This is a genomic window from Cupriavidus sp. SZY C1, from assembly GCF_032190535.1.
Lineage (GTDB): Bacteria > Pseudomonadota > Gammaproteobacteria > Burkholderiales > Burkholderiaceae > Cupriavidus > Cupriavidus pauculus_C.
In genome coordinates, this window is sequence record NZ_JAUANU010000011.1 from 1 (window position 1) to 15,263 (window position 15,263).

Genomic DNA, 15,263 nt, shown 5'->3' on the forward strand with positions numbered 1-15,263 from the left:
TTGCGCCGATGATAGTGCGGACTACCCGTGTGAAAGTAGGTCATCGCCAGGCTCTTATACCCAGAACCCCCAAGCCCCAAAGCTTGGGGGTTTTGCTTTTGCAGCGGCGGTTTTGCGATTTTGCGTGCCGGGGGCGTGGCGCGTATGATGGCCGTCGCAACGACCGACGACCCATGATCGACGATAACGACGCCTCGCCGACACCGCCCGTGCAGTGGTTTCTCTACCTGCTCGAATGCGAGGGCAACACGATTTACACCGGCATTACGATCGACGTACAACGCCGCTATGCCCAGCACCTTGCCGGTACCGGTGCGAAGTACACGCGGTCCCGCAAGCCACTGCGGCTGTTGGGATGGCTGGCCTTTCCGAGCCAGTCGGACGCACTCAAGGCCGAAATCCAGACCAAGCGCCTGACGGCCGCGCAGAAACGTGCGATGTGTGCCGACCTGGTACTCGCCGACCTGGCGGAACCCGCGGCACAATAGAAAACGCCGGCCCAAGGGCCGGCGTTTGCATTTCAGGCTCAAGAGAGCCTGGCGGGCGACAGTCAGACCACAACCAGATTGACGTCGATATTGCCGCGGGTGGCGTTCGAGTACGGGCAGACCTGGTGAGCCGCTTCCACCAGCTTCTGGGCCGCTTCCTTCTCCATGCCCGGCAGCGAAATCTTCAGCTCCACCTGGATACCAAAGCCCTGCGGGATCTGGCCGATGCCGACCGCGCCGTCGATCTTCGCATCCGGCGATACGGTGATTTTCTGCTGGCCGGCCACGAAGCGGATGGCACCGAGGAAACAGGCCGAATAGCCGGCCGCAAACAGTTGCTCGGGGTTCAGGCCGTTCCCGGCACCGCCCATTTCCTTCGGCACCGCCAGCTTGGCGTCGAGTTGGCCGTCCGACGTCGTGGCGCGGCCATCGCGGCCACCGGTTGCGGATGCGTGGGCGGTGTACAGGACTTTTTCCAGTTTCATTTGCACTCTCCTAGATATGCCCGGGGGCGGGCAGCAGTTTCAACATGCCGATTCACGGCGATCAATCTTCCGATCGCGCTGCTTCCAGCGTCGACCGTAAGTCATGCAAACGCGCTGTCAGGGCCTGGATTTCTTCCACCGAGCACTGCATCGCGCACAACAATCGTTCCGGAATGCCCTCCGCCGACTGGCGCAGCGCCTGGCCGGCATCCGTCAGGCTGACCAGCACTCGGCGCTCGTCGGACGTATCCCGCACGCGCCGCACATGGCCGGCCGATTCCAGCCGCTTCAGCAGCGGCGTCAGCGTGCCGGAATCCAGCCGCAACCGGGCACCCAGGTCCGACACGCTCAACTCTCGATGCTCCCACAACACAAGCATTGCCAGGTACTGCGGGTAAGTCAGCCCCAGCTCACCGAGGATCGGCTTGTAGATCTTGGTCATCGCCAGCGACGTGGAATACAGCGCAAAGCAGAGCTGCTGGTCCAGTTGCAGCCAGTCATCTGTTTTGGAAGGGGTCGTTGGCGTGGTCATGCAGCTATCTTATACGCAATTAGATTGTGCGCAAGATAAATTTTGTATCGACCCTATAGAGCATAGGGCCAGCCCGTGAAGGATTAAGGAAAGGGATCAAGGAAAGCCGGCCGTCGCAGAACCCTTAAGTCTGGTTTAAGTGTGGCTCCCTACGATGTCACTGTCGCGCCAACGGGCCCACCCGTTGCGGCGCCGTCCAACATCCAGAAAGGAAAGCACCATGATTCGCCAGACCCTCGTCCGTTCCGCTGTCGGCGTTGCCGCGCTTGCTGCCCTGGCGGGCGGCTACGCGTATCTCCAGAAAGATGCCATCACGCCGGGATACGCCGCGCAGGCACCGGTCGTGTCCGCGCCGGCCGCGGTGGCCACGCCCACCGACTTCTCGGGCATCGTCGATCAATTCGGCCCAGCCGTGGTCAACATCAGCGTCACCGCCCGCGCCCAGCGCACGTCGGCCCAGGTGCCGCCGGGCATGGACCCCGACGATCCGCTGTTCCAGTTCTTCAAGCGCTTCGGCCCGCAGTTCCAGGGGCCGCAGAGCCAGCAGCCGCAACTGGTGAAGGGGCTTGGCTCGGGCTTCATCGTCAGCCCTGACGGCCTGATCCTGACGAACGCCCACGTTGTCGACAACGCCACGGAAGTCACCGTCAAGCTGACCGACCGCCGCGAATTCAAGGCCAAGGTGCTAGGCAGCGATCCGCAGACCGATATCGCGGTGATCCGCATCGATGCCAAGGACCTGCCGACCGTGCGACTCGGCGACCCGTCGAAGATCCGCGTGGGCGAGCCCGTGCTGGCCATCGGCTCGCCGTACGGCTTTGAGAACACCGTCACGGCCGGCATCGTCAGCGCCAAGTCGCGCTCGCTGCCCGACGACACCTACGTGCCGTTCATCCAGACCGATGTGGCCGTGAACCCCGGCAACTCGGGCGGGCCCCTCTTCAACCAGCGCGGCGAAGTCATCGGCATCAACTCGCAGATCTACAGCCAGACTGGCGGCTACCAGGGCCTGTCGTTTGCGATTCCGATCGACGTGGCGAAGAAGGTCGAGCAGCAGCTCGTCGCCCACGGCAAGGTCACGCGCGGCCGCCTGGGGATCTCGGTGCAGGAGGTGAACCAGGCCCTGGCGCAGTCGTTCAAGCTGCCCAAGCCGGCCGGCGCGCTGGTGAACTCGGTGGAACCGGACAGCCCCGCCGCGCAGGCCGGCCTGAAGCCCGGCGACGTGATCGTGCAGCTTGGCAACGACGTGATCGACCATTCGGGCGACCTGCCCGAGCACGTCGCCGACCTGCAACCGGGCACGAAGACCGATCTCAAGGTCATCCGCAAGGGCGAGCCGCTGACGCTGAGCGTGAAGATCGGCGCGGTCAAGGAAAGTGCGTCGGCGCAGGCCAAGAGCGGCGGCGAAGCCGGCGGACGCCTGGGCCTTGCGGTCCGTCCGCTGACCCCGGCCGAGAAGCGCGACAGCGGTATCGACGGCGGCCTCGTGGTCGAGGATGTCGCCGGTCCGGCCGCGCGCGTTGGCATCCAGCCGGGCGACGTCATCCTGTCGCTCAATGGCACGCCGATCGCATCGGTCGACCAGCTCCGCGCGCTGGTGTCGAAGTCGGGCAAGCAGGTGGCCCTGCTGGTGCAGCGCGACGACGCGCGCATCTTCATTCCGCTCGATCTGGGCTGATCGTCGGCCGCGTATACGACCCCGTATACGGCAGGCGCGCGGCAGGTATACGTGGGCGTATACGGTGATGCGTATACGCCCGCAAACCCTTGCCAGGCGCGGAATTCCGGGCGACAAAACATCCCAAATGGGCGTTCGAGCGGGTATGATCTCGACTGCGATGCATGAAGCGTGTGGTGACTCACGTCGCCACTTCTGGTTCTTGCTAAATCGACAGAAGAAGGAAGTCTATGCAGTTGGATTTCACCCGCGCCCCCATCTCGCCGGGCTCCGACCTGGCGCGGCGTCTGACGCCAGTGATCAAGAAGTCGACCGCGCGTCGGCGCAAGAAGGAAGTCCCGCCCCACTGGGAGCGCGGCTACCGCTCCCACTACTACCGCAACGAGCGCGGCGACAAGCTTGGCGAAGTCCGCCTGTCCGATCGCGGCGACCTGCCCGTGGTCTACCACTGGGCCGCCGGTAACTATTCCGGCGCCGAAGGTTCGCTCGCGCATGCCCGTGCGCGCGTGGAGGAAACGGTCGGCTTTGGCATGCGCCAGTTGTCGCTGTTCTGATCAACGGCCCACGCGTGCCCGCCGGGCATGCATGTCATCCGCAAGGGCGCGCCGCCGCCGTTGCCGCGCTGTCGCCAGCGCCCCAGCAGTACCCCGCTCCGCGATGCAAGGCCCAGGCTAGTCCAGCCGGCGTTGCACCAGCATGAAGACCGCGGCCACCAGCGCCATCGCGGCAATCAACCGATACAGATCCTCGCAGGCCATCAGCCGCGCCTGCTGATCGACGATCGCAGCCATCTGCGCCAGCGCGCCCGCGTGTGCCTGCCCGGCATCGAAACCGCGCGCCGCCAGCAGCGACTGGGCCGCCTGCATCCACTCGGCGGTCTGCGCGGGACGTAGCCCGATGGCCTGGACCAGGCTCGCATGCACCGCGAACTGCCGATTCTGCAGCAGCACCGCGCCCAGCGCCGACGCGAACGAGCTGGCGATCTGCCGCACCAGGTTCTTGCTGCGATAGCCGTGCGCAAAATCGTCGCCGCTCAGGCTGCGGAACGTCAGGCCGGCAATCGGGATGATGACCATCACGCCAAACAGCCCCTTGCCGACAAGCCCCGGCACCAGCGCGGCGGGCCCCACATCGGGCGGCATGAACGAGAACCACGCCATCGCGGCCGCCATCAGCAGCAGCCCGGCCACCATGAGCGGCTTCTTGTGCGTCAGCCGGCGCGCCACGCGCAGGTAGATCCAGATGCCCGCCAGGCTGATGCCGGCCGCCAGCGAATTGAGCCAGCCCATGGTGGCCAGCGGAAACCGCAGCGCCTGCTCCGCGAAGATCGGGAACACGTAGCCGCTCAGGTTGCTGATCATGTAGTAGACGAAGTACATCGCCAGGCCGGTCAGGTACACCGGTTCGCGCAGCGCGCGCAGGTGCAGCACGGGCGTGTCGTGGTGCCACTGCTGCCACAGGAAGAGGCCCAGCAGCCCCAGCGCCAGCGCCGCCACCAGCGCCACGCGCAGCGGGTGCGAGAAGATGTCGAACCGCGCCTCGGTCATCGACGCCTGCAGCACGACGATGGCCACGCCGAACAGCAGCAGCGGCCCCAGCGCCGGGCCGTCGTGCTCGGCGCGTGCCTCGGCATCGGGCAGCAGCAACCATGTACCGACGGCCGCCAGGGCGGCAAACGGCAGCACGCCGTAGAACACGTCCTGCCAGACGCCATGCTCCACCAGCTCGGCCGCGAACGCCGGCGCCATGGCCGAAGCGCCAAAGATCCCGAGCATGAACAGGCGCGATGCACGCGGCCGGTCCTCGGGCGCGAACATCACGTTCACCAGGATGCGGCAGCTCGTGAACAGCGCCCCGCCGCCCACGCCCTGCAGAAACCGCGCGACCACCATCTGCGGCAGCCCCGTGCTGGTGGCCGCCACCACGGTGCCGCCCATGAACAGCAGCAGCGACCCGGTCAGGTAGTTGCGATAGCCAAACCGCCGCGCCAGCCATTGCTGCTTGAGGATCATCATCATGCTGCCCACCGCGTAGGCCGCCTGGACCAGCGCGAAGCTGCGCGGGTCCGCGTCGATGCCGCCGACGATATGGCTCGACGCAAAGACGAACATGATGTTCTCAAGGAATTCGACACCCGTGGTCAGCCCCAGCAGCGCCATGATCAGCGTCTGCCGCTGCCGGTGGGTCAGCAGCCGCAGCCAGCGCACGCCGGCCTGCAGCCGGTGCCAGCGTCCGGCGGTCCTGCTCACGGCTGCGCTGCCTCCAGGGCAGCCAGATGCTGATGCAGCGCCGCCAGTTCGCGCGTGGCGGCGGCAAGCCCGGCATCGCCCAGCGGCGCCCACGCGGCGCCATAGGCGGCATGCACGACCGGCGCCACCTGCGCGAACAGCGCCCGGGCGGCCGGCGTCAGCGTCAGCGCCAGGCTGCGGCGGTCATGCTCGGCGGTCTTGCGCAGCACCAGCCCCCTGGCTTCCAGCCCGTCGACGAGCCGCGTCATCTGCGTGCGCGTGGCGTCGATGGTCAGGCCCAGCTCCGACGGCATGGTCGGCTCGCCGGCATCGGTGGCCAGCATGCTGATGACGAGGTATTGGTGCAGGTCCAGCTCGAACGGCGCCAGCGCCCGCTCGATATGCTGCCGCAGCAGCCGGGCCGAGCGCAGCAGCAGCCGCGACGCCAGGATCAGGTCGCGCGGCGCCTCGGGATTCTCGGCGCAGAAGCGGTCAATGCGACGTTCGAACGACATTTTGTTTCATCCGAGATAGTTACGAATGAAACTATATGAGGCCAAGGCCGCCATGGCAAGTTCGGCACCGTGGATAGTCTGGCCCGCCGGCCGAACGCTAGCGCCGCGCCAGGCAGCGGGACAGGTCGCGCAATGCCGCGCGCAATCCGCCGAGCACGCCGGCCTGCGACCCCTTGCCCGGCGCGCCGTACTTCCAGCCGACGTACTGGTCAGTGAACGCTCGCACTGCGTCGCGTGCCTGGGGTAGTGCGGCCTCGGCACGGGCGGCGAAGTCGCGCGGACCTTCCGACGTCCCGCGCGACACGCCGTGCCGGGCCAGCAAGCCGCAGTAGCGGTCGTAGAGCGCCTGCACCGGATCCACCCGCCGGCGGCGCAGCCACATCGGCACCAGCGCGAGCACCGCGAGCAGGGCCAGCCCCGCCGCCAGCACCTGCGGCAGCCGATTGCCGAGCCCCGCCTGGTCGAGCAGCCGGTTCTGCTGGCCGCGGTCGTATTCAAGCACCCAGCGCTGCCACCGGTACGCCAGCCCGTCGAAGCTCCAGCGCAGGTCGCGCAGCCAGCCAGGCGCGCGCAGATCGCGCAACGCCTGCAGGTCCTCGCCCGCCAGCGCGGCGTCGACGCCGTTCTCCACCCGGCTCGGCGCCACGGCGCTGGTCGGATCGACGCGCACCCAGCCCCGGCCGGCCAGCCAGACCTCGGCCCACGCATGGGCGTCCGACTGCCGGATCACATAGTGCCTGCCCATCGGGTTGTACTCGCCGCCCTGGTAGCCCAGCACCACCCGCGCCGGCACCCCGGCCGCGCGCATCAGGAACACGAAACTGCTGGCGTAGTGCTCGCAGAAGCCGCGCCGGGTATCGAACAGGAAGCTGTCCACCTGGGATGTGCCCAGCGGCGGCGGCGACAGCGTGTACGCGAACGGCGCGGTGGCGAACAGCCGCATGGCGGCCTGCACGCGCTGCCACGGGTCTGGATACCGGGCCATCCAGCCGGCGGCCAGCTCGCGGCTGCGCGGGTTGCCGTCCGGCAGCGCGAGCGACAGTTGCAGCGTGCGGCGCGTCAGCGGCTGCGGCAGGCCCTGCAGTTCGGACAGCGCGCGGTACCGCAGCGCCCGGTCCACCGGCGCCCGCATGAAGAATTCGCCATCGGCCGACGCCTGCGCCAGCAAGCTGTCCGACACCGCCACGCCGCGATCCAGCAGATACAGCCACGGCTTGTGATTGGGCTCCAGCGTGACGTTGTACGTGCGCGGACCGGCGCCGCCGCCATCGCGCAGGTCGCGGTCCCCATCGTCGTCGCGCAGCCCTGGCGCCGCGCGCAGCGTGGGCGCCTCGCCGGCGCGCCAAGTCTGGCCGTCGTAGTGCCACAGCACCAGCGCCCGCCAGTAGAGCGCGCTCGCGGGCAGCGGGTCGCCGACGATATCGGCGCGGAACGCCACTTCCGGCGAGCGGATCAGTTCGCCGACGCTGCCCGGCCGCATCGTGTCGCTGATGCCGGTTCGGCCGGTCGGCTCGGACTGCGGCAGCCGCCACAGCGGATGGTCCAGGCGCGGAAACAGCAGGAACAGGAACAGCGCCCACGGCAGCCCGAACAGCGCCATGCGGCCCAGCAGCGGCCAGATTGCCAGCCGTCCACGCGCCTCGGGATGGTGGAACAGCAGCCAGTTGCGCAGGATCCACGCACCGATCGCCATGCTGTAGATCGCCAGCCAGAACGGCTGGTCCTCCAGGTACAGCGTCAGCAGCAGGTAGAACGACAACTGCGTGACCAGCGTGGCATCGGCCAGCGCCCGGGTCTCCATCAGCTTGAGAATCACGAACGCCGCCAGCAGCGCCACGCAAAGCTCGCGCCCGAAGCTGCCGCCGCCCCGCCAGACCAGCGCGGCGGCAATCAGCAGCACCAGCACGCCGGCCGTGCCGACCAGGAATTTCGAAGGTAGCGGCGCGCGCTGGCGCCAGAGCAGCCAGCGCCAGGCCAGCAGCAGCACCAGCAGCAGGCTGACCGATACCGGCAGCGTGCGGGCCTGCGGCGCCAGCACGAGCGCCAGCTGGGCAATCAGCATGCCGTGTTCCTGATGGCCAAGCGGCCGCGCTGGCTGCTGCGGCTTCATGATGCGCGGCGCTCCGGCCAGATGGCCAGCGCTTCCAGGCAGGCGCGGCGATGGGCCGGGCCGGCGCCCGGCGCGATCTCCACGCCGGGCAGGCGCAGGCCCAGGTCGACATGGTCGCCCGCGGCCAGCACCCAGGCGCACAGGCGCGACAGCCGCGCCTCGGTATCCATCGTGAACGGCAGCGCGTCCCAATCGATCCAGCAGCCGGGCTGGCGCGGCACGTGCCCGGTGCGGCTCAGCCATCGGCCGGTGCGGGCGCTGTGCTTCCAGGCGATGCGGTGCAGCGGGTCGCCGGGGCGGTATTTGCGCAGTTGGTCGATGCCGTCGTCGGCGGCGGCCTGGAGCTGGCCGTCGTCGCCGTCCTCGGGGCGCGGCGTCAGCGGCAGCGGCGGCGCCGGCCGCTCGGGCGCGGGATAGACAAAGGTGGTGAGCGGCAGGTCCGCATAGCTCCAGACCCGGAACAGGCCGAACGGAAAGCGGCTGGACACGGTCACGCGCGGCAGCGCCAGCCGGCCGCGCCGTGGCGCCGCCACGCGCACGGCAAGCGCGCCCTGGCCGAGCCCGTCCAGCGTCAGTCCCGGCGCGGCGTCGGCCACTCCGCCCGCGGCCACGGCTTCCACGCCGATACGCGCACCGCCGTCATGGTTGGCGACGTGCAGCACGAACGTGGCGGTCTCGCCCGCGAATGGCGCCGAGACCGGGCCCGCCGAGATATCGAGATCGAGCAGGTTGCGGTAGGCCATCCACATGCAGGCCATGCCGATGCCCACCAGCAGGAACGTCAGCGCAAAGCCCAGGCTGATGTTGTAGTTCAGCGAGGTGGTCAGCATCGCCAGTAGCAGCAGGGCAAAGCCCAGGCCGCTGCGCGTGGGCAGGATGTAGAGGTGGCGACGATCGAGCGTGACCACGCCGTTGACCGGCGGGCGCGGCCGGCGCGGGCGGGGCGTGGGCACCGGCAGGGGCAGCGCGGGGCCGGAAGCCGTCGGCGGACGTCGCATGGCTGGGCCTGGGCGGCGGCGGTATCAGGGAATCGCCACGCGGGCGACCAGACGGTCCAGCGCGGTGGTGTCGGCATCGCCGGGCAGCAGCCGATGGCCGGCCACGGGCGCGAACACGGCCTGCACGTCTTCCGGCATCACCATGTCGCGCTGGTCCAGCAGCGCCCAGGCGCGGGCGCAGGCCAGCAGCGCCAGGCCGGCGCGCGGCGACAGCCCGGCCACGAAGCCGGACTCGGCGCGCGTGGCCTGCACCAGCGCCAGCACGTAATCGACCAGTGCGGGGCTGGCATAGACGCGGCTCGCGGCGGCCTGCAGCGCCACCACCTGCTCGGCGTCCATCACGGCCACCGGCTCGGGCCGGGTGGCGGCGCCCAGGTACAGCACGCGCTCGAACGCCGGGTCGGGATAGCCGAGCGAGATCCGCATCGTGAAGCGGTCCAGCTGCGATTCGGGCAGCGCATGCGTGCCGATCTGGTCCAGCGGATTCTGGGTGGCGACGACGAAGAACGGCGTGGGCAGCGCGTGGGTCACGCCGTCGTGCGTCACCTGGTGTTCGGCCATCGCTTCCAGCAGCGCGCTCTGCGTCTTCGGCGGCGCGCGGTTGATCTCGTCGGCCAGCACCAGTTGCGCGAAGACCGGGCCGCGATGGAAGCGGAAATCGCTGGATTCGCGCACGTAGACCGACACGCCGACCAGGTCCGCCGGCAGCAGGTCGCTGGTGAACTGCACGCGCTGGTACTGCAGCCCGAGCGTCTGCGCCAGCGCGTGGGCCAGCGTGGTCTTGCCCACGCCGGGCACGTCTTCCAGCAGCAGGTGGCCGCCGGCCAGCATGCACGCCAGCGCCAGCCGCACCTGGCGCGGCTTGCCCAGCACGATGCGGCTGAGCTGGTTCTGGGCCTCGGCCAGCGAGGCGGTGATCCGGGGTCTGGCAGTCACGATGGGCAGCCTTGGTGGCAGGTTGGCGATGACGGGACGGTGCGGCAGGGTCCGGCCATTGTAGCGGCGTGGGGGTCGCATGCGACAGTGGGTTTCCGCACGGTGGCGCGGCGGCGACGGTGGCCCGGTGCACCGGAATCGGGCGCCAGCCCGCGCCGGATCGCGCCGCTTCTGGCATCATCGGGCTGTCGCCGCCCCCTCACTTTCAGAATTGTCTTAGCTGCTGCAATGACTGCCTCGCAACCGCGCGTGTCTGGCGCGCCCCATTCCCTCGATTTCGATTGTTCCGCGCCGCTGGCCGACCAGGCGGCCCTGGCCAGCCTGGCGCGCGAATTCCACGCGGGCGGCTACATCGTGCTGCGCCAGTTTGCCAGCGAGGCCACGTGCGCCGCGCTGGAGGCGGTGACGCGCCGCCACCTGGCCGACGCCGTGCCGCCGGTGGAGTTCGAAGCCGACCTGGGCTATCCCGGCGCGCCGGCCACGCGCGACGCGGCGGGCGGGCACACGGTGCGCCGGCTGCGCCAGGCGTACGGGCGGGACGAGGCGTTCCGGCGCTGGGCCAGCCATCCGCAACTGGTGGCGACGGTGGAGGCGCTGCTGGGCGAGCCGGCCCGGCTCACGCTGGCCCACCACAACTGCGTGATGACCAAGCATCCGCACTATGGCAGCCAGACCGGCTGGCACCGCGACACGCGCTACTGGTCGTTCGTGAATCCGGAACTGGTCACCGTCTGGCTGGCACTGGGCGACGAGGACGAGCGCAACGGGGTGCTGCGCGTGATTCCGGGCTCGCATCGCGCCAGGCTGGACCCGGCCCAGCTCGATCCGGCCGAGTTCCTGGTCGAGGCCCATCCGGCCAGCCAGGGGCTACTCAAGGGGGCGATGCCGCTGGCGCTGCATCGCGGCGACGTGCTGATGTTCGACAGCCGCCTGTTCCACGCGGCCGGCCGCAACGATTCGGAGGCGGTGAAGCTGTCGGTGGCATTCGCGTATTTCGGCGCCAGCAACCGGCCGATCAGCGGCTCGCGGTCGGCCGAATTCGGCAGCGTCGAGATGCCGCCTGCCGCACTCTGATGTTTCGTCGTACCCAATAAGAAAGCCGCCCATTCCGGGCGGCTTTTTTCGTTGCCAGTAGGACTCAGGCCGTCTTGCGCCGCGCGCTACGCCAGCGGAAGAAGGCGATGACGTCCGCCAGGCGCAGCGGCACGAGCGGCGTGGCATGGCGGACGGCATCGCGCCGGGCGTAGTGGCTCAGAAGCTGCGCGCCGACGGGGCGCTCAAGGTAGGAAGCTTCCGGGTGATGCATGGCAAATCCCTATGGTGGTCAACAAACGCCTACAGTATACACTTCGATGGTGCACTGCGCCATTTGCTGGTGCGCAACGGGGAATTGCCGGAACGGTAATCGGGCAGGGTCAGGCGTGGGTCTGGCGAGGGTCGTCCGCCGTGCCCGCCGTCGGTGCAGCCGTGGCGCCATCGGCCGCCATCCATTCCACCGCCTTGGCGGCGCTGTAGACGTGGCGCGTGGCCAGCAGCGACGCCAGGTCGGCATCGCCGGCAATCACGGCCTGCAGGATCTGGGCGTGCTCGTCCCAGTTGATGCGCGCCCGGCTCAGGTTGGCCGGCGCGAACAGCAGCGCGGTGCGCTCGCGCAGCGACCGCATCATGTCCTGCAGCACGCTGTTGGCGGCGATGTTGCCCAGCACCTCGTGAAAGCGCGAATTCAATTCGACGAACCGCTCGGTCTGGCCGCTGTCGACCGCGTCGTTGCCTTCCTTGAGCACCTTTTCCAGTTCCTGGATCAGCGCCGGATCGCGGCGCTGCGCGGCCAGCTTGGCGTTCAGCCCTTCCAGCGTGGCGCGTACCTCGACCATTTCGCGGGCGATGTTGGGCGACAGCCGGGCCACGGACGCGCCGCGCCGCGGCTCGATCCGCACCAGCCCCTCGGCCGCCAGCGCCCGCAGCGCCTCGCGCACGGGAATGCGCGACACGCCCAGTTCCAGCGACAGCGTGTTTTCCACCAGCCGCTCGCCCTGTTCGTACTGGCCGCCCAGGATACGTTGCCGCAGCGTGTCGGTGACCAGCGCGAAAAGGGGAGAATGCTGGGCGCCCAGGCTTGCGGCCGGGGTGTCCGGATTCGGCTTGATGGCACTGGCGGTGGCGTCGTTCATGGTCGGGATCGGCCGTCGGATATCGGTGATGCGCCGCGGTCGATGGGCCACGGCGTGAATGCCGCTATTGTATACCGTTGCCTCCCCGCGCAAGACATAGGGTAGACATCTACCGTAGTCCCGCCGATGACGCCGCCGGGTCCGTCAGCCGCCCGCGTGCTGGAACGTGAAGCTGTCCGCGTAGATGAAAGGCGCCTCGGCGCCCAGCGCCATGAACGTCTGCCGGGCATCGCGGATCATGTGCGGCGACCCGCACAGGTAGATCGCGTGCTCGGACAGGTCGCCCAGGTCGGCCGCCACGGCGTCCTGCACGTAGCCGCGCCGCCCCTGCCAGTTGTCGCCGCCGCGCGACAGCACCGGCACGTACTGGAAGTCGTACAGCCGCTCGCCCCAGGTCGCGATCTCGTCGTGCAGATACAGGTCGGCCGCCGAGCGCGCGCCCCAGTAGAGCCAGACGGGCGGGCAGTCGGGGTCGTCCATCAGCGATTCGAGCATGCTCTTGATCGGCGCCAGCCCGGTGCCGGTCGCCACCATCAGCAGCGGCCGGTAATCCTCCTTGCGCAGCGCAAAGCTGCCGTGCGGCAGTTCCACGTCGAGCCGGTCCCCGGCGCGCAGTTGCGGCAGGCGGCGCGACGTGAACCGCCCGCCGGCGATCTGCCGCACATGGAAGTCGACGCTGTTGCCGGCCGGTGCCGATGCCATGGAGAAACTGCGATGGCTGCCGTCCTCCAGCCAGACCTTCAGGTACTGGCCGGGCGCGTAGACGAACGGTTCGTCGTCCGGCAGGGCCAGCCGCAGGTGCTGGACGTCCGGACCCAGCGGCGCCACCGACATCACCGATGCCGACGTGCGGCGCGGCGGCGTCAGCGCGGCCCCGGCGCGCGCGGTGCTGATGACAAGGTCGCTCAGCGGGCGCGCCTGGCAGGCCAGCGCGACGCCCTCGGCGTGCTCGGCCTCGGTCAGCGCCATCGGAAAATCCTCATAGGACACCGACCCTTCCACCACCTGCATGCGGCACGTGCCGCATCCGCCGAACGTGCATTCGTGGGCCAGCGCCACGCCGCTGCGCAGCGCGGCATCGAGCACCGACTCGCCGGCCGCCACCTGGAACACCTGTTGCGTTTCCGCAATCTCGACGCGATGGGCCATGACTGATTCCCCCGCCTACTTCTTGATGTCGGCCTGCGCCAGCACGGTCAGGTCGTCGGCGGCCAGCAGGTCGCGCAGCGCTTCCAGCGCGGCCACGCCGCACGCGGTGTCCTGCTCGCCGTTGCCGCCGGACAGCCCCACGCCGCCGATGACCTCGCCGTTCACCACGATCGGGTAGCCGCCCACGAACACCGCGAACTTGCCCTCGAAGCTCCACTGGATGCCGAACGCCTCGTTGCCGGGCAGTGCCGGGCCGTTCGGCGGCGTGTTGAACAGGTGCGTGGAGCGCTTGTGCCCGGCGGCCGTGAACGCCTTGTTCCACGCAATCTGCGGCCCGGTGATGCGTGCGCCGTCCATGCGTTCGAGCAGCAGTGGGTAGCCGCCGTCATCGACGATGCAGACCGATTCCAGCACGCCGATTTCCTCGGCCTTGCGGATCGCGGCGGCCACCATGTGGCGCGCCTCCCTGAGTTCGAGCTTGATCGATTTTTTCATCGTAGTTTCCTTGGATTCGGGTCAGACGCCCTGGTAGACGGTCTTGATCTGCGTATAGAACTCCAGCCCGGCGCGGCCTGACTCGCGGAACGTCGACGTGCTGGAGCGCTTGAGCCCGCCGAACGGGGCGTTGACGAGGTTGCCCGTGGTGGTGCGGTTGATCTTGACCGTGCCCGATTCGATGTCGCGCGCAAAGTCGTGCAGGTAGCGCGGGTTGCGCGTGGCGATGGCGGCGGACAGCCCGTAGTCGGTGTCGTTGGCCTTGGCGATGGCATCGGCGTAGCTGTCCACCTCGATGATCGCCAGCACCGGGCCGAAGATTTCCTCGCGGGCAATCCGCATCGACTGCGTGACGTCGGTGAACACGGCCGGCGCCACGTAGTAGCCGTGCGCGAAGTCGCCGTCGGTCAGCGCGTCGCCGCCGCACAGCAGTGTGGCTTCCTGCCGCCCGGCGGCGATGTAGCCCAGCACGGTCTCGCGCTGCTTGCGCGTGGCCAGCGGGCCCAGGTCCATGCCCGGCGTCATGCCGCTGCCGATCTTCAGCGCCTTGACCCTGGCCACCAGCTTGTCGGTGAACGCCTGCCGGACCTCGCGCATCACCAGGATGCGGCTGGTGCCCGTGCACGCCTGGCCCGACAGCGACAGCCCGCCCTTGATGGCCAGGTCCACGGCGTGGTCCAGGTCGGCGTCCTCCATCACGATCAGCGGATTCTTGCCGCCCAGCTCCATCTGCGTGCGCGTGGTCATCGGCACGGCCTTGTGGATCTGCTCGCCAGCGGCCGTGGACCCCGTGAACGACACGGCGCGCACCGCGCGCGATGCCACCAGCGTCGGGCCCACCTCGGCCGCGCTGCCGGTCACGAAGTTGAGCACGCCTTTCGGAATGCCGGCCTTGACGAACGCCTCGGCCAGCCGGTAGCCGGACAGCGGCGCGTCCGACGACGGCTTGAACACCACCGTGTTGCCCGTGATCAGCGCCGGCGCGATCTTGCGCGCGGGAATCGACACCGGGAAGTTCCACGGCGAGATCACGGTCACCACGCCCAGCGGCTCGCGCAGCGTGTAGACCAGCATGTCCGGGTCGTCGTTAGGAAAACTCTCACCGCCGAAGGTTTGGCCTTCCACGGCGTAGAAGCGCAGGGTCTGGGCCGACCGCATGACTTCGTCGCGTGCCAGGTTCAGCGCCTTGCCTTCCTCGCGCGTCAGTTCGGCGGCGATGCTGTCGGCGTTGGCTTCCAGGTGCGCGGCGGCGTCGTTCAGGACCCTGGCGCGCTTGCCGATCGGGGTCTTCTTCCACCCGTCGAACGCGGCGGCGGCGGCGGCCACCGCGGCGGCGGCATCGCGGGCGTCCGACGCGGCGTGGCGGCTGACGATCTCGCGCGTGTCGGCGGGGTTGACGTTGTCGAGCGTGCGGCCGGTGGCGCTGTCGCACCATTCGCCGTCGATGTAGTTGCGGTACGTCTCGGTCATCTTGCGGG

The 15,263-nt window shown here is 69.0% G+C and carries 16 protein-coding genes; 4 read left to right on the plus strand and 12 right to left on the minus strand.

Features of this window, described 5'->3' with window-relative positions; genetic code table 11:
- Positions 1 to 173: 173 nt before the first annotated feature.
- Positions 174 to 488 (plus strand): GIY-YIG nuclease family protein, encoded by a 315-nt coding sequence (locus tag QTN24_RS17140; protein WP_313838540.1) that lies wholly within the window; start codon positions 174 to 176, stop codon positions 486 to 488.
- A gap of 62 nt (positions 489 to 550) precedes the next feature.
- Here QTN24_RS17140 and QTN24_RS17145 read toward each other — a convergent pair whose 3' ends face one another.
- Positions 551 to 973, minus strand: a complete 423-nt coding sequence (locus tag QTN24_RS17145; RefSeq protein WP_124685898.1) for an organic hydroperoxide resistance protein — start codon at positions 971 to 973, stop codon at positions 551 to 553.
- A 61-nt stretch (positions 974 to 1,034) separates the two neighbouring features.
- A complete protein-coding gene (locus QTN24_RS17150) occupies positions 1,035 to 1,505 on the minus strand; it encodes a MarR family transcriptional regulator (RefSeq protein ID WP_313838545.1) in 471 nt (156 codons plus the stop codon).
- 220 nt (positions 1,506 to 1,725) lie between these two features.
- Between QTN24_RS17150 and QTN24_RS17155 the strand changes: the two genes are divergently transcribed.
- Positions 1,726 to 3,183, plus strand: coding sequence for a DegQ family serine endoprotease (locus tag QTN24_RS17155; RefSeq protein WP_124685900.1), 1,458 nt, complete (start codon positions 1,726 to 1,728; stop codon positions 3,181 to 3,183).
- A gap of 230 nt (positions 3,184 to 3,413) precedes the next feature.
- Entirely contained in the window at positions 3,414 to 3,737 is a 324-nt protein-coding gene (locus QTN24_RS17160; RefSeq protein WP_124685901.1) for a hypothetical protein, read from the plus strand.
- Positions 3,738 to 3,854: 117 nt separating this feature from the next.
- Here the strand turns inward: QTN24_RS17160 and QTN24_RS17165 are convergent, their stop codons facing one another.
- From QTN24_RS17165 to QTN24_RS17185, 5 genes are all read right to left on the minus strand, one after another.
- A complete protein-coding gene (locus tag QTN24_RS17165; protein WP_313838787.1) occupies positions 3,855 to 5,342 on the minus strand; it encodes an MFS transporter in 1,488 nt (495 codons plus the stop codon).
- An 86-nt stretch (positions 5,343 to 5,428) separates the two neighbouring features.
- The gene (locus QTN24_RS17170) at positions 5,429 to 5,926 is read right to left on the minus strand and encodes a MarR family transcriptional regulator (RefSeq protein ID WP_313838549.1); all 498 of its coding nucleotides are present in this window, start codon (positions 5,924 to 5,926) and stop codon (positions 5,429 to 5,431) included.
- 97 nt (positions 5,927 to 6,023) lie between these two features.
- A complete protein-coding gene (locus QTN24_RS17175) occupies positions 6,024 to 8,036 on the minus strand; it encodes a DUF3488 and DUF4129 domain-containing transglutaminase family protein (RefSeq protein ID WP_313838551.1) in 2,013 nt (670 codons plus the stop codon).
- On the minus strand, positions 8,033 to 9,034 hold the full coding sequence (locus tag QTN24_RS17180) for a DUF58 domain-containing protein (protein WP_313838553.1): 1,002 nt from the start codon (positions 9,032 to 9,034) through the stop codon (positions 8,033 to 8,035). Before QTN24_RS17180 ends, QTN24_RS17175 begins: the two co-directional genes overlap by 4 nt.
- Positions 9,035 to 9,058: 24 nt before the next feature.
- Positions 9,059 to 9,970, minus strand: coding sequence for an AAA family ATPase (locus QTN24_RS17185; protein ID WP_124685905.1), 912 nt, complete (start codon positions 9,968 to 9,970; stop codon positions 9,059 to 9,061).
- Between the two features lie 228 nt (positions 9,971 to 10,198).
- On the opposite strand from QTN24_RS17185, the gene QTN24_RS17190 reads away from it, so the two are divergent.
- Positions 10,199 to 11,044 carry a phytanoyl-CoA dioxygenase family protein gene (locus tag QTN24_RS17190; protein ID WP_124685906.1) on the plus strand — a complete coding sequence of 282 codons (846 nt, stop codon included), beginning with the start codon at positions 10,199 to 10,201 and terminating at the stop codon, positions 11,042 to 11,044.
- A gap of 64 nt (positions 11,045 to 11,108) precedes the next feature.
- Here the strand turns inward: QTN24_RS17190 and QTN24_RS17195 are convergent, their stop codons facing one another.
- The 5 genes from QTN24_RS17195 to QTN24_RS17215 all read right to left on the minus strand — a co-directional run bounded on the left by QTN24_RS17195 (position 11,109) and on the right by QTN24_RS17215 (position 15,255).
- Positions 11,109 to 11,276, minus strand: a complete 168-nt coding sequence (locus tag QTN24_RS17195; RefSeq protein WP_313838557.1) for a hypothetical protein — start codon at positions 11,274 to 11,276, stop codon at positions 11,109 to 11,111.
- A 109-nt stretch (positions 11,277 to 11,385) separates the two neighbouring features.
- Entirely contained in the window at positions 11,386 to 12,141 is a 756-nt protein-coding gene (locus QTN24_RS17200; protein WP_313838559.1) for a GntR family transcriptional regulator, read from the minus strand.
- Positions 12,142 to 12,285: 144 nt separating this feature from the next.
- Positions 12,286 to 13,290 carry a 2Fe-2S iron-sulfur cluster-binding protein gene (locus QTN24_RS17205; RefSeq protein ID WP_313838560.1) on the minus strand — a complete coding sequence of 335 codons (1,005 nt, stop codon included), beginning with the start codon at positions 13,288 to 13,290 and terminating at the stop codon, positions 12,286 to 12,288.
- Between the two features lie 15 nt (positions 13,291 to 13,305).
- Positions 13,306 to 13,785, minus strand: coding sequence for a heme-binding protein (locus tag QTN24_RS17210; RefSeq protein ID WP_313838561.1), 480 nt, complete (start codon positions 13,783 to 13,785; stop codon positions 13,306 to 13,308).
- Between the two features lie 21 nt (positions 13,786 to 13,806).
- On the minus strand, positions 13,807 to 15,255 hold the full coding sequence (locus tag QTN24_RS17215; protein ID WP_313838562.1) for an aldehyde dehydrogenase family protein: 1,449 nt from the start codon (positions 15,253 to 15,255) through the stop codon (positions 13,807 to 13,809).
- Positions 15,256 to 15,263: the final 8 nt, after the last annotated feature.

Excerpts from the sequence above, each read along its gene's own strand:
- QTN24_RS17170 (WP_313838549.1), bottom strand. The coding sequence starts at position 5,926 with ATGTCGTTCGAACGTCGCATTGACCGCTTCTGCGCCGAGAATCCCGAG.
- QTN24_RS17200 (WP_313838559.1), bottom strand. The coding sequence starts at position 12,141 with ATGAACGACGCCACCGCCAGTGCCATCAAGCCGAATCCGGACACCCCG.
- QTN24_RS17210 (WP_313838561.1), bottom strand. The coding sequence starts at position 13,785 with ATGAAAAAATCGATCAAGCTCGAACTCAGGGAGGCGCGCCACATGGTG.
- QTN24_RS17140 (WP_313838540.1), top strand. The coding sequence starts at position 174 with ATGATCGACGATAACGACGCCTCGCCGACACCGCCCGTGCAGTGGTTT.
- QTN24_RS17155 (WP_124685900.1), top strand. The coding sequence starts at position 1,726 with ATGATTCGCCAGACCCTCGTCCGTTCCGCTGTCGGCGTTGCCGCGCTT.
- QTN24_RS17190 (WP_124685906.1), top strand. The coding sequence starts at position 10,199 with ATGACTGCCTCGCAACCGCGCGTGTCTGGCGCGCCCCATTCCCTCGAT.
- QTN24_RS17175 (WP_313838551.1), bottom strand. The coding sequence starts at position 8,036 with ATGAAGCCGCAGCAGCCAGCGCGGCCGCTTGGCCATCAGGAACACGGC.
- QTN24_RS17215 (WP_313838562.1), bottom strand. The coding sequence starts at position 15,255 with ATGACCGAGACGTACCGCAACTACATCGACGGCGAATGGTGCGACAGC.
- QTN24_RS17195 (WP_313838557.1), bottom strand. The coding sequence starts at position 11,276 with ATGCATCACCCGGAAGCTTCCTACCTTGAGCGCCCCGTCGGCGCGCAG.
- QTN24_RS17160 (WP_124685901.1), top strand. The coding sequence starts at position 3,414 with ATGCAGTTGGATTTCACCCGCGCCCCCATCTCGCCGGGCTCCGACCTG.
- QTN24_RS17205 (WP_313838560.1), bottom strand. The coding sequence starts at position 13,290 with ATGGCCCATCGCGTCGAGATTGCGGAAACGCAACAGGTGTTCCAGGTG.
- QTN24_RS17180 (WP_313838553.1), bottom strand. The coding sequence starts at position 9,034 with ATGCGACGTCCGCCGACGGCTTCCGGCCCCGCGCTGCCCCTGCCGGTG.
- QTN24_RS17150 (WP_313838545.1), bottom strand. The coding sequence starts at position 1,505 with ATGACCACGCCAACGACCCCTTCCAAAACAGATGACTGGCTGCAACTG.
- QTN24_RS17145 (WP_124685898.1), bottom strand. The coding sequence starts at position 973 with ATGAAACTGGAAAAAGTCCTGTACACCGCCCACGCATCCGCAACCGGT.
- QTN24_RS17165 (WP_313838787.1), bottom strand. The coding sequence starts at position 5,342 with ATGGCGCTGCTGGGGCTGACCACGGGTGTCGAATTCCTTGAGAACATC.